The sequence below is a fragment of the Chitinophaga hostae genome (genome assembly GCF_018224885.1).
Lineage (GTDB): Bacteria > Bacteroidota > Bacteroidia > Chitinophagales > Chitinophagaceae > Chitinophaga > Chitinophaga hostae.
In genome coordinates this window covers 120,895-146,511 of sequence record NZ_JAGTXB010000009.1, presented here as the reverse complement: position 1 = coordinate 146,511, position 25,617 = coordinate 120,895, and the positions used below count along the sequence as shown (strand labels likewise).

Here is a 25,617-nt window from a genome sequence, read left to right as displayed (position 1 = left end):
TGCCGCCATGAAATTAATATTTTTATTTTTCGCAATCGCGAACCTCACAAAATAATGTGTGGCGGATTAGCTGAACAAATCGTCGTCGTTCTTGCGGAAATAAATTTTGTTATCCAGGAATTCCTGCGTAGCCTGAATAGCCGGATTTGCCAGTCTTTCATAAAAACGGGAAATCTCAATCTGCTCCTTGTTCTCGTGCACTTCTTCGAGGTTGTCAGTATGGCTGGCAAACTCTTCCAGTTTGGAATGGAGCTCCTCTTTCACGGAAATATTGATCTGATTGGCGCGTTTGGCTATCACGGCAATAGACTCATATAAATTACCAGTTCTGTTCTTAATATCGGTAGTATTTTTGGTTTCTACCCAGGGATTAAGGCTACTGGTTAGACTTCGCTTTAATTTGCTCATTATCCAGTGTTTTAATGTTGTTTTGCGCTAAGGTATAAAATTTTTCGGCATCGACCTTCAATTTGCTGTTCGGGTAGTGATCCGCGAAATCCAGGTATTCGTCCAAAACAGTGGCGTAGCGCTCTTTTTGTTTCTCCGGAATACTGTTTTTAGCATAATTATAATAAGATCTGATAGCCATTACTTTGTATCCATCGCCTTTATCGGAGTCGGGGTAGCTGCGCATCAGGTTTTTGAACGCAATACCGGCCGCTTTATAAAAGCCCAGGTTATAATATAATTCGGCGCTGGAGAATTCTTTCTTTTCCAGCTTTCTTCTGCACAACTCTATAACCAGGTTGGCTTCCGATACTTTATCTGCGGTCGGATAGTTATTGATAAAGGTTTGCATCGCTGCAATGGCCTTCATGGTATTGGTTTGATCCAGCGATACTTTAGGCGACTGCTTATAGTAGCAATAAGCCTGCATATAGTCAATTTCCACCGCCCTGGGGCTGTTCGGGAACAGGTCCAGGTAATTCTTAAACTGGAATGCCGCCTGAACGTAGTCCTTTACGTAGTAGGAACAATATGCGAAATTGTAATACATAGGTTCAAACTTCTCAGTACCCTTATACACCTGTACAAGGTCAGTGTAGAGAGTGATCGCCGTATTGTATTTTTTCTTCTGGAACAACTGGTTGGCGTAGTCCAACTTCTTTTCAAAGTTGTTGCTTTTCTCTATTCTCCGTAACTGGTTATTACAGGAGGTAGACACGAGAACCACGAGAACACTGATGTACAATAAAAATTTCCGCATAAAAGAGTGGCAAAATTAAGAATTAAATGTAAATGTAAGGCAGAGAGATTTTGATTGCTGTTAAAATTTTGCAAAAGACGGAATTAAATCGCCGAAACAGCGGTTTTCCACCACCGTTGGGGTCGCTGATATTTTTCCCACCCGGATCCGGAAAATAGACTTTTTGACGCAAAAAATGAATAAAAAAGGTGTCAGATTACAAAAAAAGTATACACATAATTATAAAATCAACCCGTTTTCCCACCAGCGTTCATTTTCAGGAACGGCAGACATAATGGACTGTTCACATGTTATAAACATCATTTAATCTATTATCAACACATTATCCACATGTATATTATAAGAATGCACACAATCAGTGCATAAATGATAGCGGATGGCCTCCCATAGGGGCGCTTCCATCTGTGGAAAAAATTTATAAAGTATTTTTTCGTTAAAAAGTGGGAAAAAGTGTTATTTTGTGTTGAAAATGGATTTTCAAGGACTTTGCCCCATGGTATGACAGGATTTCTCGGTGAATACGAATCGACGCTGGACGCAAAAGGACGCTTTCTTTTACCTGCCGGATTTAAAAAGCAGTTATCAGACGGGGCCGGAGGACAGTTTGTGATTAACCGAGGGTTTGAAAAATGCTTGTCCCTGTATCCCATGAACGAATGGCAGCCCATTTTTGAACGTATCAGCAAGTTGAATGACTTTGACCCAAAAGTAAGGGAATTCAGGCGGTACTTTTTAAACGGAGCCACCATTCTGGAGTTAGACAGCGCAGGAAGACTGCTGGTACCAAAAAACCTGCTTTCCTACGCCAATCTGGAAAAAGATATTGTGCTGGCAGCAGCATCCAATAAAATCGAGATCTGGGATAAAGGTAAATACCAGGAGTTCTTTGAAAATTTCTCACCAGGAGCGTTCAGTGATCTGGCCCAACAGGTAATGGGAGGAGGAGATAACAATATTTCAATTTAAAGAGGGGAGCATATGGGCGAACAACAATATCACTTACCCGTTCTGCTGCAGGAAACGGCAACGCTCTTACAGATTAACCCGGAAGGGATATATGTGGACGCCACGTTTGGAGGCGGAGGACATTCAAGGGCCATACTGGAGCAACTAGGTGAAAAAGGACGATTGATAGTATTTGATCAGGATGAAGATGCTTACCGCAACAGGATCATAGACGAACGAGTAACTTTTGTACAACAAAATTTCCGTCACCTGCAACGCTTTCTGAAATTACATAAAGCAGAACAGGTAGACGGCGTACTGGCAGATCTGGGCGTTTCATCGCACCAGTTTGATACAGCAGAAAGAGGATTCAGTATTCGCTTCGATGGTGATCTGGACATGCGGATGGATACGAGAACCGAATTTACTGCCGCTCAATTGCTGGCTACATGGGGAGAAGCAAGGTTACAACTGATTTTCCAGGAATACGGAGAAGTAACCAACAGCAAAACCCTGGCCCAAACAATTGTAAAGCAGCGCAAAACCCACCCCATGCGCACCATCGCTGAATTCAAATCAGTGATCCAGCCTATCGTAAAAGGCAACCCGCAAAAATACCTGGCACAGGTTTTCCAGGCATTGCGTATAGCCGTTAACGATGAATTGGGCGCTCTGAAAGATTTACTGGAACAAGCTACCAATGTACTAAAACCGGGAGGCAGACTAGCCGTCATTACTTTCCACTCGCTGGAAGACAGGATGGTGAAAAATTTTATGAAGACAGGAAGTTTTGAAGAAGCACCCGAAGATCCGTTTGCAAAAGAAACACCCCCTAAATTGTTCAGATTAATCACAAAAAAACCGGTTACCGCCAGCGATGCAGAATTGAAGCTCAATGGAAGATCCAGAAGTGCAAAACTGCGGGTGGCCGAAAAACAAGCGTGACCCGGCTTTAAACCGATCACCATCCTACCCTATCCTATACACATCTGTTTGATTTACGTTCAGATTTATATTGTCAATTTTTAAAAAGACGTAGAGCGTGTTGCAGGAAGAAGAAACAAACCAGGATACTCCGGCGGAAGAAAATACAGCCCTCCCGGAACAACGAAAAGAATGGCGTTTGCGCATCAATTACAGAGCGTTGGTGCAAAACATGCCCTTTATCGGCTTCCTGGCATTCCTCGCCCTCATCTATATCGCAAACAGCCACCTCGCTGAAAAAAAAATCCGACGTATAAATAAACTTGGCAAAGAAATAAAAGAGCTGAAGTGGGAGTACATCAATGTGAAAAGTGAGCTCATGTTTCGAAGCAAAATGAGTGAAGTCAGCAAATCTGTAGAGCCGCTGGGACTTAAACAACTCAGCTCCCCTCCACAAAAGATTGTGCTGAAAAAGGAACCGGAAAAATGAATTTAACATTGATGCCTGACGCTGCCCGCCTGACCCATCACTCAGGTCGGGGATGCTGGTAAATCAAGTCAATGGCAAGCATCTCAAATACAAATGCAGCCAGTGTCAGGTATCACTTTTTAGCTGTTAGCTATTAGCTGTTAGCTATTAGCTTTTAGCCCTTAGCCATCCATGGTTGAGGGCATTGATGTAAAAACTAATGACTAAAAGCAATATAAATAAAAAGCTACTGGTTGAACGCTAAAACTAAAAATACGAAAAGCCAAACGCTGATAGCTGACCCGCTTTAATCTAAAAGCTAACTGCTAAAAGCTAAAAGCTGATAACAACGTATGGATGTAAAGAAGGATATATTGTGGAGAGTGTATCTGTGCCTGATCGGCATGGCACTGTTTGGCGTCGCCATCCTGGTGAAAGTATTCTATATCCAGAATGTTCAGGGAAACTACTGGCGCAGCATGGCCGATAGTCTCCATACCGGATACGTTGCACTGGATGCAGAAAGAGGCACCATCTACTCAGAAGAAGGCAGAATGCTGTCCACCTCCATCCCTTATTTCGACATACGGATAGATTTTGCCGCCGATGGTATCCGCGACAAAGGCGGAAAAGTGTTCAAGGAAAACCTGGACTCCCTGTCCTACAGATTGTCAGAAGTTTTCGGCGACCGCAGCAAAATTGCCTATAAACAACTGCTGCAGGAAGGATACAAATCAAAGGACCGCTACTTTTTACTAAAAAGAGATGTGCCCTTTAATCAATACCAGGAACTACGCGGCTTCCCGATGTTTCGCCTCGGCAAAAACAAAGGCGGCATGATCGCTGAATCTAAAAGTAAGCGCATCAACCCCTTTAAACTGCTCGCCAACAGAACCATCGGACTGGCTCGCGAAAACTCCCAGAGCGTAGGCATCGAAAGAACCTACAATGATTACCTGAAAGGCGTAACCGGTAAAAGACTGATGCGCCGCATTGCAGGCGGTACCTATGTACCCGTGGACGGTTATGATATTGAACCCGAAAACGGACGCGATGTGGTTACCACTATCGATGTAAACATGCAGGATATCGTGGAAACGGCCCTCTGGAACATGATGACAGGTAATGAAGCCGAACACGGCACCTGTATCCTCATGGAAGTAAAAACGGGAAAAATAAAAGCAATCGCCAATCTCGGCCGACAACCGGATGGCAGTTACTGGGAAGATATGAACTACGCACTGCAGGTAGCAGAACCAGGATCCACTTTTAAACTGGCCACTGTTATCGCTGTGCTGGAAGATAAATTCGCCACCATGAATACCATGGTAAACATGGATGGAGGCCACTGGCAGGTAGGACGCAGAACGGTATTCGACTCCGAACCGCATCCCGGCCCGCAGAATGTAACCATCAAACACGCATTCGAACTCAGTTCCAATGTGGGAATGGCAAAACTGGCCTACCAATTCTATAACCGGCAACCGAATAACTTTGTCGCCCATCTCAAAAGATTAAGGCTCGATCAAAGTACCGGTATAGATCTCATAGGCGAAGGAAGACCAGTAATTAAAACCACTGCTTCCAAAACATGGAGCAACACATCCCTGCCATGGATGGCATTCGGATATGAAGTGCTTATCAGCCCGTTGCAAACCTGCATGCTGTACAATGCAGTGGCCAACAACGGCAAAATGATGAAACCCTACCTCGTCAATTCCATACAGGAATATGGCCAGGTAGCTAAACAGTTTGAACCCACCGTACTGTTAGACAGCATCTGCTCACAAGGCACGCTGAAACAGGTACAGGCCATGCTCGAAGGTGTACCCATAGATGGTACCGCAAAAAAATTGCGTACCCCCTACTACAACTTCGCAGGTAAAACAGGCACCGCACTGGTGGCAAATGGGAACCGGGGATACGCAGACAAAATCTACCAATCCTCCTTCGCCGGATATTTCCCGGCAAAGGACCCGCAGTACACCTGCGTGGTAGTGATAAAAAATAAACCGCATGCTTTGCGCTTTTATGGTGCAAACGTTGCGGGTCCCGTGTTTAGGGAAGTGGCAGATAAACTGTACGCCATCGCTGTAGAAAGACAAAAGCCCATGCAGGCAACCATGCAACTGGATACCCTGCTGGCATTGAAAAATGGCAGAGGCAGCGAATGGAAAAAAATCCTGGGTACCCTGCAGCTGCCTACCAGCAGCACACCCGCCAATAACAGCTGGGTGAGCGCAAAGGTAACAGACCGGAAAATTACTTTCCAGCCTGTTGCACAAGCCAAAGGGGCAGTACCGGATGTAACCGGGATGGGACTGAAAGACGCGCTGTACCTGCTCGAAAATGCAGGACTCCGTGTAGTGGTAAAAGGCGCCGGTAAAGTGAAAACACAATCACTCCCCGGCGGAACTAAAATAGGAAACGAACAAACAATCGTAATAGAACTGAGCTAGATGAAGACGCTGCGCGACATATTGTATAATGTAAGCATCCAGGCGGTGCACGGTAATACAGATATTACCATCAACGCCCTGGCTATCGACTCCAGGTCCATCGGACCCGGAGATGCTTTCATTGCGGTGAAAGGAGTACATGTGGATGGACACGGATACATTGAAAAAGCCATCGGACAGGGAGCCGTTGCCGTGATCTGTGAAACATTACCGGAACAGCAGTCCGAACACGTAACCTATGTACAGGTAAGTAACAGCACCAACAGCAGCGGTATCATGGCAGGGAACTTCTATGATAACCCCTCTCATAAAATACAACTGGTAGGTGTTACCGGTACCAACGGAAAAACCACGATCGCTACCCTGTTGTTCCGGTTGTTTACCAAACTGGGATATCACTGCGGACTGCTGTCTACCGTACAAAATCAGATAGGCGATACCGTTATACCAGCCACACATACTACACCGGATCCCATCAACCTTAATGCGTTACTCGCAAAAATGGTGGACGACGGCTGTTTGTACGTGTTTATGGAAGTAAGCTCCCACGCCATCCACCAGCAACGTATTGCCGGGTTAAAATTCGCGGGAGGCATCTTCAGTAATATTACCCACGACCACCTGGACTATCACAAAACATTTGATGAATACATCCGGGTGAAAAAATCGTTCTTTGATAACCTGCCGGCAAACGCTTTTGCCATCACCAATCTCGATGATAAAAGAGGAACAGTGATGTTGCAAAATACCAAGGCAAAAAAGGCTACCTACAGCCTGCGTACCCTGGCCGATTTCAAAGGAAAAATCCTGGAGAACAACCTCACAGGCCTGGTGATGATGGTAGGCGATACAGAAGTGCATTTCCGTTTGATCGGCGAATTCAACGCCTATAACCTGCTGGCCGTTTATGGCGCAGCGGTATTGCTGGGTATCGATAAAGCGAAAGTATTGCAGGCCCTCAGCGACATACAGGGCGCTGAAGGCAGGTTTGACTATATCGTATCGGAAAAGGAACAGATCATTGCCATCGTAGATTATGCACATACGCCCGATGCATTAAAAAATGTACTGGCCACCATCAAAAATCTGCGTAAAGGCAACGAACACGTGATTACCGTAGTAGGCTGCGGCGGTGACAGGGATACCACCAAACGCCCTGTTATGGGAGATGTAGCTGTTGAAAACAGTGATCGCGTGATCCTTACCTCTGATAACCCCCGCTCGGAAGACCCGGCGGAAATTATCCGTGAAATGGAGGCAGGCATCCCCGTGCACCTGAAAAAGAAAGTCATTTCCATCACCGACAGGAAAGAGGCCATCAAAACGGCGCTCTCCCTGGCAAACCGCGAAGATATCATCCTCGTAGCCGGCAAAGGACATGAAAAATACCAGGAGATCAAAGGAGTGAAACATCACTTCGATGATAAAGAAGTGCTGCAGGAACTGATGAAGATGATGGAAAAATAAAATTAAAACTGAACAGAAATACTTAATAATCCAATGACTTAAAAGCCTGTCTCCGACAACGGAGGCCGGTTACGACTAAAACATATGTTATATTATTTTTTAAATTACCTGAAAACAGAATTTAAGATCAGCGTCATCGGCGGTGGTATGTTTCAATATATCACTTTCCGTGTAACGATGGCTTTATTGCTATCGCTGGTTATTTCATTGCTGTTCGGTAAGAGGATTATCAGGTTTCTGCAACGTAAACAAATCGGTGAAACGATCCGTGAATTGGGACTTTCCGGAGAAAATACCAAAAAAGGAACCCCTACAATGGGCGGACTGATCATTCTATCGGCCATCGTTATCCCTACTTTACTTTTTGCACAGGTAGCCAATGTATATATCTGGCTGATATTATTATCTACTGTATGGTTAGGACTGATCGGCTTCCTCGATGATTACATCAAAGTATTTAAAAAGAATAAAGAAGGATTGGCAGGGAAATTCAAGATCATGGGACAGGTTGGTCTGGGCCTGATTGTTGGCTGCACACTCTACTTCAATACCGATGTAGTAGTATCCCGGGAAGTAATGGGGGCAAAAAAACTAGCACCATATGAAAGGCAGATCACCAATCATCCTGAGCGCGTAACCCGCGATGGTCACCGGTTTGTGGATGTTAAAACACCGATCACCACCATTCCTTTTGTAAAGAATCATGAGTTCAATTATTCAAAACTGATCTCCTGGATTCCGGGTGCAGAAAAATATACGTTCGTTCTTTATATCCTGATTGTCATCTTCATTATTACTGCCGTGTCTAATGGCGCGAACCTGACAGATGGACTGGATGGTCTGGCAACAGGGGTTTCGGGGATCATAGGTGTTGGTCTGGGGATCTTTGCCTATGTATCCGGCAATATCCAGTTTGCGGAGTACCTGAACATCATGTACATCCCCAACCTCGGTGAGCTGTCCATATTTATTGCTGCCTTCGTGGGCGCCTGTATCGGCTTCCTCTGGTACAATGCCTATCCTGCACAGGTATTTATGGGCGACACCGGAAGCCTGGCGCTGGGCGGCATCATCGCCTCCCTGGCAATTATAGTACGTAAAGAATTACTGATACCCATTTTCTGTGGCGTATTCCTGGTAGAATTGCTGTCCGTTATGTTACAGGTATCCTACTTCAAATACACCAAGAAAAAATATGGCGAAGGCAGACGCATTCTGAAAATGTCGCCCCTGCATCACCACTACCAGAAAATAGGTTATCACGAAAGTAAAATATCAGTACGCTTCTGGATCATTACCATCATGTGTGTGGTAGTAGCTATTGCAACACTGAAAATGAGATAATATTCAACTAACAAAGAAGATACAGAATGGAACATAAACTCATCATATTAGGAGCCGGTGAAAGCGGAATAGGTGCAGCCTTGCTGGGAAAACAGCAGGGGTATGATGTATTTGTATCCGACGGAGGAACCATAAAGGATAATTATAAACAGGAACTGGCGGTAAACCAGATCTCTTTTGAAGAAGGTCATCATTCCTGGGATATCATACTGGAAGCTAACGAAATCGTTAAAAGCCCCGGTATCCCCGAAAAATCGGAACTGATGAAAAAGGTACGCGAAAAAGGCATACCCGTGATTTCGGAAATAGAGCTGGCCTACCGTTTCTCGACAGGTAAAAAGATCATTGCCATCACCGGCAGCAACGGCAAAAGCACCACTACTGCTCTCACCTACCACATCTTCAAAAACGCAGGACTGAATGTGGCCATGGTAGGAAATATTGGTATCAGCTATGCCAGGCAGGTGGCAACCGCACCGGCGGAGTATTATGTGATTGAAATCAGCAGCTTCCAGCTGGATGACATTAAGGACTTCAAACCCAATGTGGCCATCCTGTTGAACATTACGCCTGATCACCTGGACCGCTACGACTATAAAATGGAAAACTATGTAGCATCCAAATTTAGAATTGCCATGAATCAAACAGCTGAAGATTTCTTCATCTACTGCATGGACGATCCTGAGATCATGCGACACTTAGCGCAGCAACCCATTTATTCAGCATCAATACCTTTTACCATCATGAAACCACTGAAAGAAGGCGGCTTTATTGCCAACGACCAGTTGCACATCGATGTCAACGGAGAACCGGTTATCATGTCTATGTATGACCTGTCACTAAAGGGAAAACATAATCTTTATAATTCGATGGCAGCAGCAATTGCAGGCAGAACCATGGATATCAGGAATGAGAAAATCCGGGAAAGCCTTACGTCATTTGAAAGTCTCGAACACCGCATGGAATACGTGACAAGCGTAAGAGGCGTGGATTTTATCAACGATAGCAAAGCTACCAACGTCAATTCCGTTTGGTTTGCATTGGAAAGCTTTGACAAACCCATCGTACTCATCATGGGTGGCGTGGATAAAGGTAACGACTATGATGCCATCCGCGACCTGGTGAAAGAGAAGGTGAAAGCAATTATTTGTCTGGGTGTGGACAACACGCCCATCTTTGCCGCGTTATCAAAAGATACGCCGGTAATGATCAACACCACCAGCATGCACGAAGCCGTACAGGAAGCCTTTAAACAGGCTGCTAAAGGAGATATTGTTTTACTATCTCCTGCCTGCGCCAGCTTCGATCTGTTTAAGAATTACGAAGACAGAGGCAGAAAATTCAAAGACGAAGTAAAAGCCCTGTAAAAGGTGGCAACATAAATGGGTTCAAAAAGTTAACAGCAATAACAACAAAAGCAGGAAAGCTAAAAGCCAACTGCTAAAAGCTAAAACAAATGATCGGATTGCTCTATAGAACAAAAGGCGATAAGGTTATCTGGACGATAGTATTCTTTCTATCGCTGGTAAGCCTGCTCGCTGTATATAGCGCTACCGGCTCACTCGCCTACCGCGAAAGGGGCGGCCATACGGAGTATTATCTCCTGAAGCAGCTCACGGTACTGGTAATGGGGCTGGTGATCATCTACTTTGCACACCGGGTGAACTATACGATCTACTCCCGCGTGGCACAGATAGGGTTTCTCGTATCCATACCATTGCTGGTATATACACTGGCTTTTGGTAGAAATCTGAATGATGCCAGCAGGTGGATCAGCTTACCGATCATCAACCTCACCTTCCAAACATCGGACGTAGCCAAGCTGGCTATTTTCATGTATGTAAGCAGGCAGCTATCAAGGCGTCAGAACCTGATCAACGATTTTAAAAAAGGGTTTCTGCCCATTATCATACCGGTAGGCATTATCTGCGCACTGATTATGCCGGCCAATATGAGTACAGCCCTTTTACTGGGCGCCAGCTGCATGTTGCTTTGCTTCATAGGCAGGGTACCATTGCGATTTCTTGCTTCTATGGTGGCAGCAGGAGCAGTGCTGGTCATGTTACTTTTCGCAATTGCGAAATTAAGCGGCATGGAAATGCGAACAAAAACCTGGGAGAAACGTATCGATAACTTCGTTCATGGCGATCATACCGATATGCCCTACCAGGTACAACAGGCCAATATCGCCATTGCAGGTGGCGGCATTTTGGGTAAAGGTCCCGGCAACAGTACACAGCGTAACTTTTTGCCACACGCCTATTCCGATTATATCTATGCCACCATTATCGAAGAATATGGCATGTTTGGCGCATTTCTGATACTTGCTGCCTATATGATTTTGTTATTGAGAAGTATCAGGATTTATAAAAGATGTCCGTATGCTTTTGGAGCATTCCTGGCGGTAGGACTTAGTGTTACACTGGTCATCCAGGCATTGACCAATATGGCCGTAAATGTGCACCTGTTCCCGGTTACAGGGGTAACATTGCCACTGGTAAGTATGGGAGGATCGTCGGTGTTGTTTACCAGTATGGCCATCGGAATTATCCTGAGCGTATCAAGAAATGTGGAAGAAATGGAAGGTAAACAGGCAGAAAAAGAGCGTTTGGAAAGAGTAATGGCAAATGCAGAAAACGCTGCAGTCGCTTAATACGTATTTATTTAGTATTCAATCGTAATCAGTATAAAAAATATGCAACGCAAAGTGATCATAGCAGGCGGCGGTACCGGGGGACATATCTTCCCGGCGATAGCGATCGCGAATGCGTTGAAAAAACTAACGCCCAACATCGACATTCTTTTTGTTGGCGCTACAGGAAAAATGGAAATGGAGAAGGTACCGCAAGCCGGATACCCTATCGAAGGGCTTGAAATCGCAGGTTTCAATCGCAGTAATATCTTCAAAAATATACTGCTGCCATTTAAAATATGGAAAAGTCTGCGTCGTGCAAAAGCCATCCTGCAAAGCTTTCAGCCGGATGCCGTAGTTGGTGTGGGCGGATATGCCAGCTTTCCGATGCTGAACAGCGCACAGAAAAATGGTATTCCTACCCTGATACAGGAACAGAATTCCTTTGCAGGTAAAACGAATAAAATATTAGGGAAGAAAGCGAAAAAGATATGTGTGGCATACGATGGTATGGATAAATTCTTCCCGGCAGACAAACTGGTTTTTACAGGTAATCCGGTAAGAAGTAACATTTCCCAGTCGGCCGTAACAAAAGAAGATGCCTTACAGCATTTTGGGCTACGCACCGACAGGCAAACGATCTTCGCGGTAGGCGGCAGTTTAGGTGCTAAATCCATTAACGAAGGATTACAGCCACTGCTTAAAACGATAGCGGATAAAAACATACAGCTGATCTGGCAAACAGGTAAGCTGTATTATGAAACAGCTAAAGCAGCGGCAGCGCCTTACGAATCGCATATAAAAGTGTACGACTTCATCAACGTGATGGATTTTGCCTATAAAGCGGCGGATGTAGTGTTGTCAAGAGCGGGTGCCTTAGCCATTGCTGAATTATGCGTGGTAAAAAAACCCGTGGTATTTGTGCCTTATCCTTTTGCTGCAGAAGATCACCAGACTTCCAATGCAATGAACCTGGTAAATAAACATGCCGGTTTGATCATTAAGGATGATGAAGTAAAAGCGCAACTGGGTAATGTGTTACTCAGTCTCCTGCAAAACAGGGCACTGATGGAACAACTGGAAAGCAATATCGGCAAACTGGGTAACCCCAATGCAGATATGGTGATCGCCAACCAGGTATTGGAAATTATTTAGAGATTTTTAGAAGGATATATGGATTTGAATAACATACAAAGGGTTTATTTCATCGGTATCGGTGGTATTGGGATGAGCGCTATAGCACGCTTTTTCAACGAAAAAGGCGTGCAGGTAAGTGGCTATGACCGTACCTCCACCCCGCTCACAAAGCAGCTGGAAGCCGAAGGTATGCAGATCCATTATACAGACGATATTAACGCAGCAGACAAAACAGCTAACCTTGTCGTATACACGCCGGCAATACCGGCTGCTCATACAGAGTTACAGTGGTATCGCAACAATGGATATGAAGTGGTAAAACGCAGCGATGTGCTGCAGGAAATTACACGTTCCCTGTTCGCCATCACCGTTGCAGGAACACATGGTAAAACCACCGTTTCTACCATGATCGCGCACCTGCTGACCGATAGTGGCTATGGTTGTAATGCTTTCCTTGGAGGCATCAGCGTAAACTATAATAAAAATTTCTGGAGCAGCGATAAACAGGTAGCGGTTATTGAGGCAGACGAATATGATCGCTCCTTCCTGAAATTAAGTCCGGATATCGCCGTATTGACTGCCATGGATGCAGATCACCTGGACATCTACGGTACACCGGAAGCAATGGAAGACGCTTTTATCCAGTACACACACAATATTAAACCCAATGGCACACTGATTGCTAGGTTCGGCCTGCATCGGAACAACGAGCTCAATGCAACAAACAAGTTGTTGTACAGTTTACAAAACGATGTAGCCAACGCTTACGCTGCCAATATCCGTATGATCAACGGTGGATACGAGTTTGATGTAATGCAGCAGGACTGGATGATCGATAATGTTTCAATGCATATTGGCGGAATGCACAATGTGGAAAACGCAGTAGCAGCTATCACAGTAGCACACCTGCTGGGAATAGACGCAGCGAAGATCAGAGCCGCCATCGCTAATTTCAAAGGCATCAAACGCAGGTTTGAATATGTGGTAAAGAATGATCATCAGGTATATATCGATGATTATGCGCACCATCCGGAAGAATTGCGCGCTTTGATCAGCAGTGCGAAAGCATTGTTCCCCGGGAAAAAATGCACGGTTATTTTTCAACCGCATTTGTTTACCCGTACCCGTGATCTGGCAGATGGTTTTGCGGAAAGCCTGTCCCTGGCAGACGATGTAATACTCCTTCCTATCTACCCGGCGCGTGAGCTGCCTATAGCAGGAGTAAGCAGTGAAATGATTGCGGGTAAAATAACAGTACCCGTAAAAATATTACCGAAGGAAGCAGTAATGGAATATCTGGAGAAAACAGACCATCCTTTACTGATTACTGCGGGAGCAGGTGATATCGATCAGTTAAAAGACCCGGTAGGACAACTGCTGAAACAAAAAACAAACTAACACTTTAACCTTAACGTACTTGTCTAAAACTACCACCATATTAAAACGACTGGGCATCGCACTCCTCTGGGTGATGGCGCTGACAGGCTTTGTAGTACTGCTGGTAGCTGCTATACAGGACAAAGATGCAGGTAAGTGCCGTGGTATACAGGTGAAATTTGAAGGGAAAGACGATAATTTTTTTATTGAATCCAAGGATATAAAATCCCTGATCACAAAGGATAAAAGTCTGAACCCGGTAGGCAAACGGATCGGAGATATCAACATATCGCAACTGGAAGCAGTGGTAGACCAGGATCCATGGGTAAAAAACGCAGAAATTTATTTTGATAACGGCCAGCAGCTGAATATCAAAATAACACAACGCGAGCCGGTAGCCAGGGTGTTTACCTTTTCCGGCAACAGTTTTTATCTCGACGGAGCAGGAGAACATATTCCGGTATCCAGTCGCTATGCTGCCAGAGTACCGGTTTTTACCGGCTTTCCAACGGATGCAGACAAGCTGCAGAAAGCCGACAGCCTGCTAACAGCGCAAATCGTAGATATGGGCACCTACATTGGGAATGATCCTTTCTGGATGGCACAGGTAGAACAGCTGATGATTACCGGGGATCGCAGGTTTGAGTTTATACCTAAACTGGGAGACCAGGTAATTGCTTTCGGAGAAGGTATTGATATAGAAAAAAAATTTACCAAACTGTTGGCTTTCTACAGAGAGGGATTAAATAAAGTAGGCTGGAATAATTACACGCGTATCAACGTCGCCTTTGAAAACGAAGTGGTATGCACCCGTAAAGATGGTGTAGTACCCCTGCAACCGGTGATCCAAACAGATAGTTTGAAACTGCCGGCAGCAGACGAGCCACCCATATCGGAAAGTGGAGATTCAGCTGTAAGTGCACCGGTAGCAGTATCGTCCGCACCTGCAGCCACTGCCAAACCGGTAGAAAAACCGGCGCACGCAGTAAAAGCAAAAGAAAAGGCCAAAGCGCAGCAGGTAAAAAAAGTAGTGAAGAAAGAAAAAGCTGCTGCTGCGCCAGCCAGGCAACCTAAAGCAGTGTATAAGCCAGGGAATAAATCTGTTAACACATCAAAAAAACAAAAAACGCCATGAATCAGGAAGCTCCCATCATTGTAGGACTCGACATAGGTACTACGAAGATTGCTGCCATTGCAGGACGGAAGAATGAATACGGGAAACTGGAAATCCTGGGATTCGGTAAAGCTACATCGTTTGGTGTGCAGCACGGTATGGTGCTGAACATTGACCAAACTATCAAAGCTATCAGGCAAGCACTCGAGAATTGTTATGCATCCAACCCCAACCTGGAGATTAACGAAGTATATGTCGGCATAGCCGGTCATCATATAAAAAGTTTGCAAACCCGCGGCGATATTGTCCGCAATGATACCGATGCGGAAATATCCCAGAAAGATATTGACCAGCTGATCAACGATCAGTACAAAACTGTTATTCCCGCGAGTGATCAGATCATTGATGTGATCCCGCAGCAATATATCGTGGATAGTTTGCAGAATATCACCTACCCTATTGGTATGTCGGGGGTAAAAGTGGGTGCAAACTTCCATATCATTACCGGCGACAAAAACGCCATCCGCAATATTAACCGCAGCGTGGAAAAATCAGGTCTCAAGATCCGTGACCTGGTATTGCAACCACTGGCTTCCGCTGCTGCTGTCATGTGCGACATGGACTTTGAGGCAGGTGTAGCCATTGTAGATATTGGTGGTGGTACCACCGATCTGGCAGTGTTTTACGAAGGTATTCTCAAACATACTGCCGTAATTCCCTATGGCGGTGAAAACATTACCAACGACATCAAAAACGGGCTGGGTGTATTAAAAACACAGGCAGAACAGATGAAAGTGCAATTCGGTTACGCACTGGCAGATGAAGCTAAAAGCAATGCCTATATTACTATCCCCGGATTAAGAGGTCAGAGTCCTAAAGAAATTTCAGTGAAGAACCTGGCCCATATCATCCAGGCGCGTATGAGTGAGATACTCGATTTCGTAGTATATCACCTCAAACAGATCGGTATGGATAATAAAATGCTGAATGGCGGTATTATCCTCACCGGTGGCGGATCCCAGCTGAAACACCTCATACAGTTAACAGAGTACACTACCGGCGCCAGCGCCCGCATAGGTTTCCCCAATGAGCACCTCGCCAGCGGACACATAGATGAGTTAACCAAACCTATGTATGCGACCTGCGTGGGCTTGATCCTGAAAGGATACAACGATTTTGAGAACGACCGGAAAGCACTGGAAGAAAATTACGTAAAAATTAATACCAGCTATCTTGCCAAAGAACAGGCTGCTCAGTCAGTAATACCCCAGGACGACTGGATAGAAGAAGCTGCCCCAAGCAGTCAGGAAATACAGGACAGGAAAGCAAAAGAGCGGAATGCATCTTTAAAGAACTTCTTAGACAAGATGAAAACAAAGATCATCGACATGTTTACCGAAGAAGAAGATGCAAAACTTTAAAGGTAAATGGCGCAATTGTTGCAAAAACCAAACGTTTAATAAATAAGAATTAAGAAACGATAATTAATAATGACAGGACAAATGAACCATAGTAACAGTAACAGTAAAGCATACACGCACTTAATTCTTAATAGTTCATTATTAATTAATCGTACTAACCCATAAAAGTATAGAGTCATGATACATTTTGATCTTCCTAAGGAAAAATCTTCTATCATCAAAGTCATCGGCATCGGTGGTGGAGGAAGTAATGCGGTGAATCATATGTATAGCCAGCGCATTGACGGGGTAAATTTCATTATTTGCAATACCGATGCTCAAGCTATTGCCAATAGCCCTGTTCCCAATAAGATTCAGTTGGGACCTCACCTTACCCAGGGGCTGGGAGCCGGTGCTAATCCTGAAATAGGGAAACAGGCAACAGAAGAATCCTTTGAAGAAATCAAAAAAATACTGGAGGTAAATACCAAAATGGCCTTCATTACTGCCGGTATGGGCGGTGGTACCGGTACCGGTGGCGCCCCTATTATCGCCAAAATATGTAAGGAACTGGGTATTTTGACGGTGGGTATTGTTACCACCCCGTTTTCCTATGAAGGTAAAAAAAGGATGCTGCAAGCAGATGAAGGCGTTTCCCGCCTGAAAGAGTATGTAGATACCCTGCTGATCATCTCCAACGATAAATTACGCCAGAAATTCGGTGACCTGAAATTCAAGGCGGCTTTCGAAAAGGCTGATAACGTACTGGCTACCGCCGCTAAGTGTATCACTGATGTGATCAATTCTACCGGTCAGATCAACGTGGATTTCGCCGACGTTTGCACCGTTATGCGTAACGGTGGCGTGGCTATTCTCGGTGCTGCACTGGCTGAAGGCGAAAACCGCGCACAAAGAGCCATCGAAGACGCACTGACCTCTCCGTTGCTGAACGATAACGATATACGCGGTGCCAAATGGATTCTTATCAATATCTCTTCTTCCGAAGGCGAATTTGAACATACACTGGATGAAATGGATATCATTCAGGCCTATGTACAAAGCCAGGCAGGAGAAGATTGCGATGTGATCCTCGGTGTTGGCTATGATCAGACACTGGACAGACAACTGGGCGTTACCATCATTGCTACCGGTTTTGAACAAAAACCCATCACACAACAAAAACTCACACCCTCCAACCCGGAGCGCGTAGAACCTAAAATTGTGATGCAGTTAGGCAGAGATGGAGATGAAAAAAAAATGAGCGTACAACAGGCACAGGGACTCCTTTTCCAGGAACCACAGGACCTGATGGCACCACGCCTCATGGAACCAGTGATCACACACCCTGAGCCGGTAATGGCATATACACCGCCACAACCGCAACCACAGGCGCCTATCGCTCCTGCAAGGCAAAACTATGTGCTGAATATACAACAGGTACCTCCGGCACAACCGCAACAGCCCGACCAGCAGCAGATACAGCAACAGCTTCAACAAGCGCAACAGGCACAGCAACAACAAATGCAGCAAATGCAACAGCAAATGCAGCCACCTGTTCAGCAACAACCTGTTCAACAGCCTGTACAGCAAATACCCCCTGCGCATACCCAACAGCCGAATGTAAACATCATTCAGCCGCAAACCGGTAATGCCTCAGGCGGATACCTGAACAGACCATCACATATCTACGTGGAACCAGGTAATCCTGCTCCCGAAATGAAAATGGTATATAAAGAAGATGAAGCTCCCATAAATGTACCACCAGCTCCACCGGAAGTGCCTATGCAACAGGCATACGAAGACCTGGAGGAACAAAAACGCAAACAGGCAGAAAGGGTAGCCAAATTACGCAGCATTAGCTTCAATGTGAAAAACATGGACAATAACGCGGAATTGGAAAATGTACCCGCTTACCTGCGCCGAAACGTAAACCTGGATAATGGTGCCGGCTCCGCCGAACACTTCTATTCCAATTACACGGTGAGCGATCCGGGACAAAATAATCATACAGAAATCAATACGATCAATACCTTTTTAGATGGGAAAAAGCCCGATTGATGAACACATTTGATTGTTTTTTAGTTGTGTTAAAAAAAAGTCCTCCGGTTCCCCGGAGGACTTTTTTTGTAAAAAACGCGGTTATCGTAAGAGAATTATAAATTACGTATATGCTTTACTGTAGTTTCAGCAGTTGACTAAAATTCGTTCAAAGCTTGTTTCGCAGGTTGCAGTACAGCCGCTGCCGGGGTAGTTTTCAGCGTAGCTTCTTCGAAAGGTACCAACAAACTGTTTAACTTATTCAAAGCAGTAGTATTGTTTGCTTTAGTAAATTCTGCTTTGAGTATTCTTATCTTTTCATAATCCTGGATCCCTTCTACCAATCTTTCAAAACGAATAGAGGATCTCGGTCCCGGATATACGAAATAAGTGTCTCCTGCAGACCAGCTACGGAAACGGGAATCCTGCAATGGTGTTGCCACCCAGCAGTTAAATGCCCAGCGTAAATAGCCGTTATATCCTTTCAGCGCTGCATGCCAGCCCATAAAGGCAGATTCTGCAGGTGGCGAAAAAGTGAAAGTATTAGGAAATCCTTCTGTACAGCAGGTATAAAAAGTAGTTGGTAATCCTTTCTCTAAGCGGGCTTTCATCACATCCGCCGGAAATGCTTCTCTCAGCGCAATACAGTAGTCGTGGATTTCATTGGCCAATGGCGCATGATAAGAACCGGCCAGCGACAGTTTGAAGTCTTTATCCGCCTTACGGATAACAGCCATCGCCTGTAACATATCTTCCATAGGTCTTTCATCCATCGCAATAGCAGTGATATTAAACCAGCCTTTTACTTTCAGGTGTTTCACAAAATCATTGAGCATGGGCTGCCAATGTGCGCTGTACTCCGGTGAACCCGGTTTGGCAACGATAAAGGTGTCTTTTCCTGCAGCTTCATCATAATAATAAAACTTCAGGTTCCACGGAATCATGCTGTAGCAGTTAATTTCCTTACGGATTCCCTGGTCCATCATAAACTGCACCCATTTATCAAAAATGGAGTAATCATATACCCAGCTGCCATTTTTCTTTTTGGTCCATTTTACCATGGTACCATATATATCTTCCGTCTGGCTATTCCAGGGGTCATAAATGATAGTGCTGGTAATAACTTTCTGCCCCGCATCGGCCAGCATTTTTATGTATGGCTTCATGGCCTTGAAATGCGCCTCACTCCATGATTTCACACCATATACGCGGGCTATGGCATATGGACTTTGCCACAGATCCAGGTGAAACTGCCAATCTTTCGGCGCTGGTAACGCACGATCAGATACCGTCACTTCATAAGGCATATTCACTGTAGCAGCAGCACTTTTTACGCTCAAATTACCTTTGTATGTACCAGCCGGTGTATTTGCCGGCACTTGCACGCTCAGCCAAACCGGCTGCGTATTATTGGCAGGGATATCTTTTTTATTTAAGATATCGATGCCATCCGCCACCAGGGAAGAATCAAACTCACCCGGCTTGCGGTATCCGCAACCGCCGCCATCTTTATTTAAACCATCAGTCATCACATACCGCACAAAACCTGTGGTAACTGCCTCAGCGCCTATTTTATGACCTTTGGCATCTTCTAATGCGAAAGCCTGAATGCTTACCGCCGGTTGCGCTGTAGTTGTCCAGAGTACCAATTGCGTATGCACCCGCTCACCTTTCCAGGCCTTTGCATTCCAGGTGGGAGTAAGGCCATTGTTATCAGGCGCATTTCTTTTTTCATAACGGGTATCTGCAGTACCAAATGCTACATGAAGCCGGGCATCGTTAACAGCGTCCCAGGAGGCTTTATTTACGGGTTTGGGATCGGGCAGTTCCCTGTAGTCGTTGGCAGGAGCCATTTGCGCCCATACGTTTTGTTGCAGCGCCAGCAATACCAGCGCGCCAAAAAATTTGTTCACCATACTAAAATTTAGCGTTTTTGAGAAGCAGAATACCGGTGTTCTTTGCTTGAATCCGTATCCCGGAAACCTCAATATCTATAAAAAAAATGGGATTATAGTTATTAATAGGACAAATGGAAAGGCAGAAAATGACAGTAACGAAGTTAGGGCATAAAAAATGGGATTTCCAACCTTTCATGACGTTGAAAATCCCATCTTCAAAAAATTATAATATTAATGTACAATTCGCTTGAGCTGAAGATTGGTAACAGGCGCCACTACCAGTGGGTACTTCTCAATTGTTACATAACTGGAGTCCAATCCGAAGCCCCTTTCTTCCGATAGACTGATCTTCTTCAGGAAGAAATACATTTTCATCACCATTCGTTCGTACAACGGCAGATCATTATCATGTGAAAGGAATTTCTCCATTACAATGAACTGGAAATCGCCTACTACATTATTCTTACTTAATGACTCATAACGGCTGGTAATATTTACCTCCTTGTTACGTACCATATCTTCTACTACCATCCTGAACATGAGGTTAATACGTTGCTCCACTTTAAAACCGAGGCGGAACTCCACGCGTATCACTTCATTGGGGATAATGGTTTGTACAGAATATTCACTTAAATAAGGCTCATCTACCACATCCACGTGCACAAACCAATAAATATCTGCCCGCTTGGGCTTCTTATTCAAAATAGAATAGATGATCTTATGTTCAATCTCCTTTGGATTATCAGCACTACTCATATATACCAGGTGGGTGGCATATTTCGGAATAGAGGTATCATTGCTCAGTTCCTGGATGATTGGCAGATAATCTTCGAGTCTTACAAACTCCACGTAGCGGTTCTTGATCTTCCTTGACTTGAACCATACAATCATTACCAGGAAAAGTGCACCTGCAACAATAACGGTTACATAACCACCATGCATAAACTTAATTACATTGGCAAACAGGAAGGAGAATTCTATGGTGAAATAAACCACCAGGTACAGGAGTATCCACCCCACCCATACCCGTTTGGTATAGAGATAGAAGGCAAACAGGCAGGAGGTCATGAGCATACAGATGGTAATAGATAATCCGTATGCAGCCTCCATATTGGAGGACTCCTGGAAGATCAGGACAATGGCAGCACATCCTACAAACAACATGGTATTAATACCGGGAATGTAGAGTTGTCCTCTCATTTCAGTGGGATAGTTCACCCTCATTTTAGGCCACAGGTTCAGTCTCATAGCTTCGGCGATCAGGGTAAACGAGCCTGATATCAAAGCCTGGCTGGCAATTACGGAAGCAAGTGTGGCGATAAGTACACCGAAAATGATGAACCATTCCGGCATGATGGTAAAAAAGGGGTTCTGGTCTTTGGGAATAATCTGCCCTTTTTGTGTCAGTAACCAGGCGCCCTGACCCAGGTAATTCAAAATAAGGCAGGATTTAACAAAGATCCAGGATATCCGGATATTTCCCCTCCCACAGTGTCCCAGGTCGGAATACAGCGCTTCTGCCCCTGTAGTACAGAGGAATACCGCGCCTAGTATCAAAAATCCTTTTGGATAGGTCGTTAACAGTTCAATGGCATAGTGGGGACTGAAAGCTTTAAAAATGCTGAGGTCGTCCGCAATATGCGAGATACCAAGGATACCCAGCATGGAAAACCAGAGCACCATAATGGGCCCAAACATACGGCCAATGGAAACAGTACCAAATTGTTGCATCACGAAGAGACCGGTAATAATTGTCAGTACAATTTTTACGATCGTGAACTGTCCAAGATCTTTAAAAACTTCCAGGGTTCTAAGCCCTTCAATAGCGGAGGTAACGGTAATGGGCGGGGTAATGATACCATCTGCGAGCAGGGCAGCGCCACCGATCATACCAAATATCACTGTCCACCTGGCATGCCTTCTTACCAGGGCATATAATGAAAAGATCCCCCCTTCCCCCTTATTGTCGGCCCTAAGGGTCAGAATCACATATTTAACGGTGGTTTGCAGGGTGAGTGTCCATATAATACAGGAGATACCTCCTACCACCAGCAGGTCGCTGATGGGGTTTCCTCCTACGATGGCCTTGAAAACATAAAGTGGAGATGTTCCGATATCGCCGTAGATAATACCGAGTGCTACTACCAGACCTGCCAGGGAGACCCTGTTAATGTTTATTCCCACGTAATAAAAAGTTGGTTAAAAAAGCCTTCAAAATTAGGGGTAAATATTGATACTCCAACAATAAATCATAGCGGAGTGATGGGGAGAGGCAAAAAAAGAGTCCTCTCCCGAATGAACGGAAGAGGACTCTTTTTTAAGTTATCATCTTAATGAGTGATACTGATTAGTTAGCAGGAGCTAAATCAACAGTGCCAGACTCACCAGGAGTGTTTTGTTTGATGAAACGACCACGGTCGATTCCTTGTTTGTCAGCCAGGTAGTCGATAACTGCATCAACACGACGGCTGCTCAGGTCAACACCACCTTTTTTACCTTTTGCACCTGCGTGACCGGTAACCAGTACGTTGCAGGAAGGATTAGATTTCAGGCTTGCTGCTACAGAAGACAGGATAGCTGCCTGATCAGTACCAACTTTGGTAGAGCTTCCTTTGAAGGAAACGCTTGGCAGAACCAGGCTAGCGCAAGGAGCTGCTTGCGGAGTCTTGCAGCATTCTGGATCCGGGCATTTACCAACACCATCAGCATCAACTGGCTGGCAGTAAGTAGGAGTGATCAGTTGTTTGTCTTTGTAGTCAGGAACGCCATCACCATCAGTATCTTTAGCTACACCATGAACATCTACTGGAGCACCAGCTGGAGTATTAGGTTCGCGATCGAACTGATCAGTTACGCCATCGCCATCAGCATCAGGCAGAACTGGAGGTGGGATCTTCATGTGACGTGGGTTGCTCAGCTCGCTGTAAGCATATTCCAGTGGGTTGATCCACCATAATGGCTGTACACGTTTAGCTGGGTTACCCAGGTTGAAGTTCAGACGTACGCTGGTGTAAGAGTAGAAATCTTTAGATGAACCACCGGAACCTGGAACTGCATAACCATCGAGGTAAGCGTCAAACGGCATGGTGATTTTTTCTTCAATACCAATGTTGAAACGTTTAGAAACTTTGAATGCAACACCAGTACCTAAGTCCAGTGCATGACGCAGCAATTGGTTGTCGTCTTTACGGCCAATTGATACGCGGTTACCCTGTGAAGGAGCATTCTGTTCGTACTTTTTGTCCTGAACACCTTTGATGTAATCTTTAATATCAGAACGTTTGCCAGTCAATTTGCTCTTGTCATAAACATAACCGTTACCGCTTGCATCCAATGCATCAACGTCAACGTCAGCCATTACAATAGAGTAACCAGCCAGTAAATACCAGTTAACTTTAGGTTCTGCTCTGTAGAACAGGATGTTGCTCAGGGAAGCAATCACATCCAAAGACAGCTGGTGGTTCTGAGATTTGTAGTTAGGAATGATCATGCCACCATTTCTAGCTGCTGTAGCGGCCCATGGGTTACCATTTGCTGCTATAGTAGGACGGAGTTTGTAATCCTGACCTTTATCGATAGATCCGATGTACTCAGCTCTCAGGGAGAAAGTGTGACCCAGTGCTTTTCTCAGGGAGATACCGCCACCGAATCCTGGTTGAGCAGGAACAGTTCCGTCCAGAAGGTGTAAACCACCGCTAAAACCCAGTTCCCACATATCTCTCGGTTTCGCCGGGAAATTCGATTGGTGGTTCGTGAAGTTATTTTGTTGTACCATACGCTTGCTAGACACTTTGGTGCTATCCAGAGCATCGTAGCCGGTTGGTTGAACCTGTGCAAAACTAGAAGATGCTGATAGTAAACCCACAGCGCCTGCCAGTAATAAGTACTTTTTGCTTGCCATAATTGTTTTTTTTATTAAAAACTGTTAAAAATTTACTAATAACCCGTTTTTTACCTAGCAAAGGTAAATATCATAAATGAATATACAAATTTTTCTTGCAATATTATTTTCATTGATAAGTCCTTCAAAATTAAAGCTTAACTGAAAGTATTCATATACCTTAAATTCAGTTAAGTTAAAGATATGTATACCCCGTGTTAAAGGAATCTTTATCTCTTGTTAAAGGAATGTTACACACCAACTACAAATTAAAGGCCAAAATGTTAAAATGTGATTTATAAAACCTAGCTTAGCAATCCTTTTTTATTTAATACATGGACGATATTAAACACCTGATAGGTAAAGAATTACAGGATTTTGAAAGTAAGTTCGCAGATTCGGTAAAAAGTCATGTGCCACTGCTGGACAGGATCATGCATTATATTGTGAAGCGGAAAGGGAAGCAGATCAGGCCCATGTTTGTTTTATTATCCGCGAAACTTTTCAGCGAGCATATACAGGAAAGTACCTATCGCGCAGCGGCGCTGGTAGAATTGCTGCATACTGCTACCCTGGTGCACGACGACGTGGTGGATGACGCCAATGAACGCCGCGGACTTTTCTCTATTAACGCCCTGTGGAAAAATAAAATAGCGGTACTGGTGGGCGACTACCTGTTGTCCAAAGGTTTGCTGCTGTCTCTTAACAATAACGACTTCCGGACTTTACAGATTTTGTCGGAAGCGGTAAAGGAAATGAGTGAAGGCGAACTGTTGCAGATCGAAAAAACCCGTAAACTGAATATTAAGGAAGATATCTATTTCGAGATCATCCGCCGCAAAACAGCCTCATTGCTGGCATCCGCCTGCGCTGCAGGTGCATGGAGCAGCAGCAACGACGAACATACTACAGAACAAATGCGCCTGTTTGGCGAAAAAGTAGGCGTTGCTTTTCAAATAAAAGATGACCTGTTCGATTATGGCTCAGCCAAAATCGGGAAACCCACCGGCATTGATATCCGTGAGAAAAAAATGACGCTCCCGCTTATTTATACACTGGAACATTCCAACACTGAAACCAGGAGAAAAATTATTAACATAGTAAAAAATCACAATACCGATAAGGACCGGGTAGAAGAAGTGATCCGCCTGGTAAAAGCATCCGGGGGTATCGACTATACCCGGCAAAAAATGTTTGAATACCGCGACGAAGCCCTTACCATCCTGAATAAGTTTCCTGAAAATGCTGTCAGAAACGGGTTAGAATCTCTTGTGCGATTTACTACTGACAGAACATTTTAGAAAGAATAAAAAATAATGTAATATGC

19 protein-coding genes are annotated in these 25,617 nt (G+C 44.7%); 14 read left to right on the top strand and 5 right to left on the bottom strand.

What is annotated here, in order from left to right; genetic code table 11:
* Nucleotides 1-66: 66 nt before the first annotated feature.
* Together KE626_RS19065 and KE626_RS19060 are read right to left on the bottom strand one after the other, a co-directional pair.
* The gene (locus KE626_RS19065; protein WP_142683742.1) at nucleotides 67-408 is read right to left on the bottom strand and encodes a DNA-directed RNA polymerase subunit omega; all 342 of its coding nucleotides are present in this window, start codon (nucleotides 406-408) and stop codon (nucleotides 67-69) included.
* Nucleotides 377-1,207 carry an outer membrane protein assembly factor BamD gene (locus KE626_RS19060; protein WP_211974523.1) on the bottom strand — a complete coding sequence of 277 codons (831 nt, stop codon included), beginning with the start codon at nucleotides 1,205-1,207 and terminating at the stop codon, nucleotides 377-379. The genes KE626_RS19065 and KE626_RS19060 overlap by 32 nt, the downstream gene beginning before the upstream one ends.
* A gap of 498 nt (nucleotides 1,208-1,705) precedes the next feature.
* On the opposite strand from KE626_RS19060, the gene mraZ reads away from it, so the two are divergent.
* From mraZ to ftsZ, 13 genes are all read left to right on the top strand, one after another.
* Entirely contained in the window at nucleotides 1,706-2,173 is a 468-nt protein-coding gene (gene mraZ, locus KE626_RS19055; RefSeq protein WP_106527296.1) for a division/cell wall cluster transcriptional repressor MraZ, read from the top strand.
* Nucleotides 2,174-2,185: 12 nt separating this feature from the next.
* Nucleotides 2,186-3,097 carry a 16S rRNA (cytosine(1402)-N(4))-methyltransferase RsmH gene (rsmH, locus tag KE626_RS19050; RefSeq protein WP_211974522.1) on the top strand — a complete coding sequence of 304 codons (912 nt, stop codon included), beginning with the start codon at nucleotides 2,186-2,188 and terminating at the stop codon, nucleotides 3,095-3,097.
* A 97-nt stretch (nucleotides 3,098-3,194) separates the two neighbouring features.
* Nucleotides 3,195-3,566 carry an FtsL-like putative cell division protein gene (locus KE626_RS19045; protein WP_346344429.1) on the top strand — a complete coding sequence of 124 codons (372 nt, stop codon included), beginning with the start codon at nucleotides 3,195-3,197 and terminating at the stop codon, nucleotides 3,564-3,566.
* Nucleotides 3,567-3,898: 332 nt separating this feature from the next.
* Nucleotides 3,899-6,004, top strand: coding sequence for a penicillin-binding protein (locus tag KE626_RS19040; RefSeq protein WP_211974521.1), 2,106 nt, complete (start codon nucleotides 3,899-3,901; stop codon nucleotides 6,002-6,004).
* Nucleotides 6,005-7,471 (top strand): UDP-N-acetylmuramoyl-L-alanyl-D-glutamate--2,6-diaminopimelate ligase, encoded by a 1,467-nt coding sequence (locus KE626_RS19035; RefSeq protein ID WP_211974520.1) that lies wholly within the window; start codon nucleotides 6,005-6,007, stop codon nucleotides 7,469-7,471. It abuts the gene before it with no gap.
* Between the two features lie 84 nt (nucleotides 7,472-7,555).
* Nucleotides 7,556-8,815: a phospho-N-acetylmuramoyl-pentapeptide-transferase gene (gene mraY / locus KE626_RS19030; RefSeq protein ID WP_211974519.1), complete on the top strand. Its 1,260-nt coding sequence runs from the start codon at nucleotides 7,556-7,558 to the stop codon at nucleotides 8,813-8,815.
* A gap of 26 nt (nucleotides 8,816-8,841) precedes the next feature.
* Nucleotides 8,842-10,182 carry a UDP-N-acetylmuramoyl-L-alanine--D-glutamate ligase gene (murD, locus tag KE626_RS19025; protein ID WP_211974518.1) on the top strand — a complete coding sequence of 447 codons (1,341 nt, stop codon included), beginning with the start codon at nucleotides 8,842-8,844 and terminating at the stop codon, nucleotides 10,180-10,182.
* Between the two features lie 89 nt (nucleotides 10,183-10,271).
* Complete coding sequence (locus tag KE626_RS19020; protein ID WP_211974517.1) at nucleotides 10,272-11,468, top strand: FtsW/RodA/SpoVE family cell cycle protein; 1,197 nt, start codon at nucleotides 10,272-10,274, stop codon at nucleotides 11,466-11,468.
* Between the two features lie 42 nt (nucleotides 11,469-11,510).
* Nucleotides 11,511-12,602 carry an undecaprenyldiphospho-muramoylpentapeptide beta-N-acetylglucosaminyltransferase gene (murG, locus tag KE626_RS19015; RefSeq protein WP_211974516.1) on the top strand — a complete coding sequence of 364 codons (1,092 nt, stop codon included), beginning with the start codon at nucleotides 11,511-11,513 and terminating at the stop codon, nucleotides 12,600-12,602.
* 18 nt (nucleotides 12,603-12,620) lie between these two features.
* Nucleotides 12,621-13,982: a UDP-N-acetylmuramate--L-alanine ligase gene (gene murC / locus KE626_RS19010; protein WP_211974515.1), complete on the top strand. Its 1,362-nt coding sequence runs from the start codon at nucleotides 12,621-12,623 to the stop codon at nucleotides 13,980-13,982.
* 19 nt (nucleotides 13,983-14,001) lie between these two features.
* Entirely contained in the window at nucleotides 14,002-15,096 is a 1,095-nt protein-coding gene (locus tag KE626_RS19005; RefSeq protein ID WP_211974514.1) for a cell division protein FtsQ/DivIB, read from the top strand.
* Nucleotides 15,093-16,496, top strand: a complete 1,404-nt coding sequence (gene ftsA, locus KE626_RS19000) for a cell division protein FtsA (RefSeq protein WP_211974513.1) — start codon at nucleotides 15,093-15,095, stop codon at nucleotides 16,494-16,496. Before KE626_RS19005 ends, ftsA begins: the two co-directional genes overlap by 4 nt.
* Before the next feature lie 177 nt (nucleotides 16,497-16,673).
* A complete protein-coding gene (ftsZ, locus tag KE626_RS18995) occupies nucleotides 16,674-18,533 on the top strand; it encodes a cell division protein FtsZ (RefSeq protein WP_211974512.1) in 1,860 nt (619 codons plus the stop codon).
* 137 nt (nucleotides 18,534-18,670) lie between these two features.
* Here ftsZ and KE626_RS18990 read toward each other — a convergent pair whose 3' ends face one another.
* From KE626_RS18990 to KE626_RS18980, 3 genes are all read right to left on the bottom strand, one after another.
* The gene (locus KE626_RS18990; protein ID WP_211974511.1) at nucleotides 18,671-20,428 is read right to left on the bottom strand and encodes a DUF4091 domain-containing protein; all 1,758 of its coding nucleotides are present in this window, start codon (nucleotides 20,426-20,428) and stop codon (nucleotides 18,671-18,673) included.
* A 213-nt stretch (nucleotides 20,429-20,641) separates the two neighbouring features.
* Nucleotides 20,642-22,594, bottom strand: a complete 1,953-nt coding sequence (locus KE626_RS18985; RefSeq protein WP_211974510.1) for a KUP/HAK/KT family potassium transporter — start codon at nucleotides 22,592-22,594, stop codon at nucleotides 20,642-20,644.
* 163 nt (nucleotides 22,595-22,757) lie between these two features.
* Nucleotides 22,758-24,311 (bottom strand): OmpA family protein, encoded by a 1,554-nt coding sequence (locus tag KE626_RS18980; protein WP_211974509.1) that lies wholly within the window; start codon nucleotides 24,309-24,311, stop codon nucleotides 22,758-22,760.
* A 314-nt stretch (nucleotides 24,312-24,625) separates the two neighbouring features.
* Here KE626_RS18980 and KE626_RS18975 point away from each other — a divergent pair, with 314 nt between their 5' ends.
* A complete protein-coding gene (locus KE626_RS18975) occupies nucleotides 24,626-25,591 on the top strand; it encodes a polyprenyl synthetase family protein (RefSeq protein ID WP_211974508.1) in 966 nt (321 codons plus the stop codon).
* Nucleotides 25,592-25,617: the final 26 nt, after the last annotated feature.

Bases quoted from the DNA above. Each gene is read 5' to 3' on its own strand.
- murD (WP_211974518.1), top strand. From the start codon at position 8,842: ATGGAACATAAACTCATCATATTAGGAGCCGGTGAAAGCGGAATAGGT.
- KE626_RS19035 (WP_211974520.1), top strand. From the start codon at position 6,005: ATGAAGACGCTGCGCGACATATTGTATAATGTAAGCATCCAGGCGGTG.
- KE626_RS19060 (WP_211974523.1), bottom strand. From the start codon at position 1,207: ATGCGGAAATTTTTATTGTACATCAGTGTTCTCGTGGTTCTCGTGTCT.
- ftsA (WP_211974513.1), top strand. From the start codon at position 15,093: ATGAATCAGGAAGCTCCCATCATTGTAGGACTCGACATAGGTACTACG.
- murC (WP_211974515.1), top strand. From the start codon at position 12,621: ATGGATTTGAATAACATACAAAGGGTTTATTTCATCGGTATCGGTGGT.
- murG (WP_211974516.1), top strand. From the start codon at position 11,511: ATGCAACGCAAAGTGATCATAGCAGGCGGCGGTACCGGGGGACATATC.
- KE626_RS19020 (WP_211974517.1), top strand. From the start codon at position 10,272: ATGATCGGATTGCTCTATAGAACAAAAGGCGATAAGGTTATCTGGACG.
- rsmH (WP_211974522.1), top strand. From the start codon at position 2,186: ATGGGCGAACAACAATATCACTTACCCGTTCTGCTGCAGGAAACGGCA.
- mraY (WP_211974519.1), top strand. From the start codon at position 7,556: ATGTTATATTATTTTTTAAATTACCTGAAAACAGAATTTAAGATCAGC.
- KE626_RS18980 (WP_211974509.1), bottom strand. From the start codon at position 24,311: ATGGCAAGCAAAAAGTACTTATTACTGGCAGGCGCTGTGGGTTTACTA.
- KE626_RS19040 (WP_211974521.1), top strand. From the start codon at position 3,899: ATGGATGTAAAGAAGGATATATTGTGGAGAGTGTATCTGTGCCTGATC.
- mraZ (WP_106527296.1), top strand. From the start codon at position 1,706: ATGACAGGATTTCTCGGTGAATACGAATCGACGCTGGACGCAAAAGGA.
- KE626_RS18990 (WP_211974511.1), bottom strand. From the start codon at position 20,428: ATGGTGAACAAATTTTTTGGCGCGCTGGTATTGCTGGCGCTGCAACAA.
- ftsZ (WP_211974512.1), top strand. From the start codon at position 16,674: ATGATACATTTTGATCTTCCTAAGGAAAAATCTTCTATCATCAAAGTC.
- KE626_RS18975 (WP_211974508.1), top strand. From the start codon at position 24,626: ATGGACGATATTAAACACCTGATAGGTAAAGAATTACAGGATTTTGAA.
- KE626_RS19065 (WP_142683742.1), bottom strand. From the start codon at position 408: ATGAGCAAATTAAAGCGAAGTCTAACCAGTAGCCTTAATCCCTGGGTA.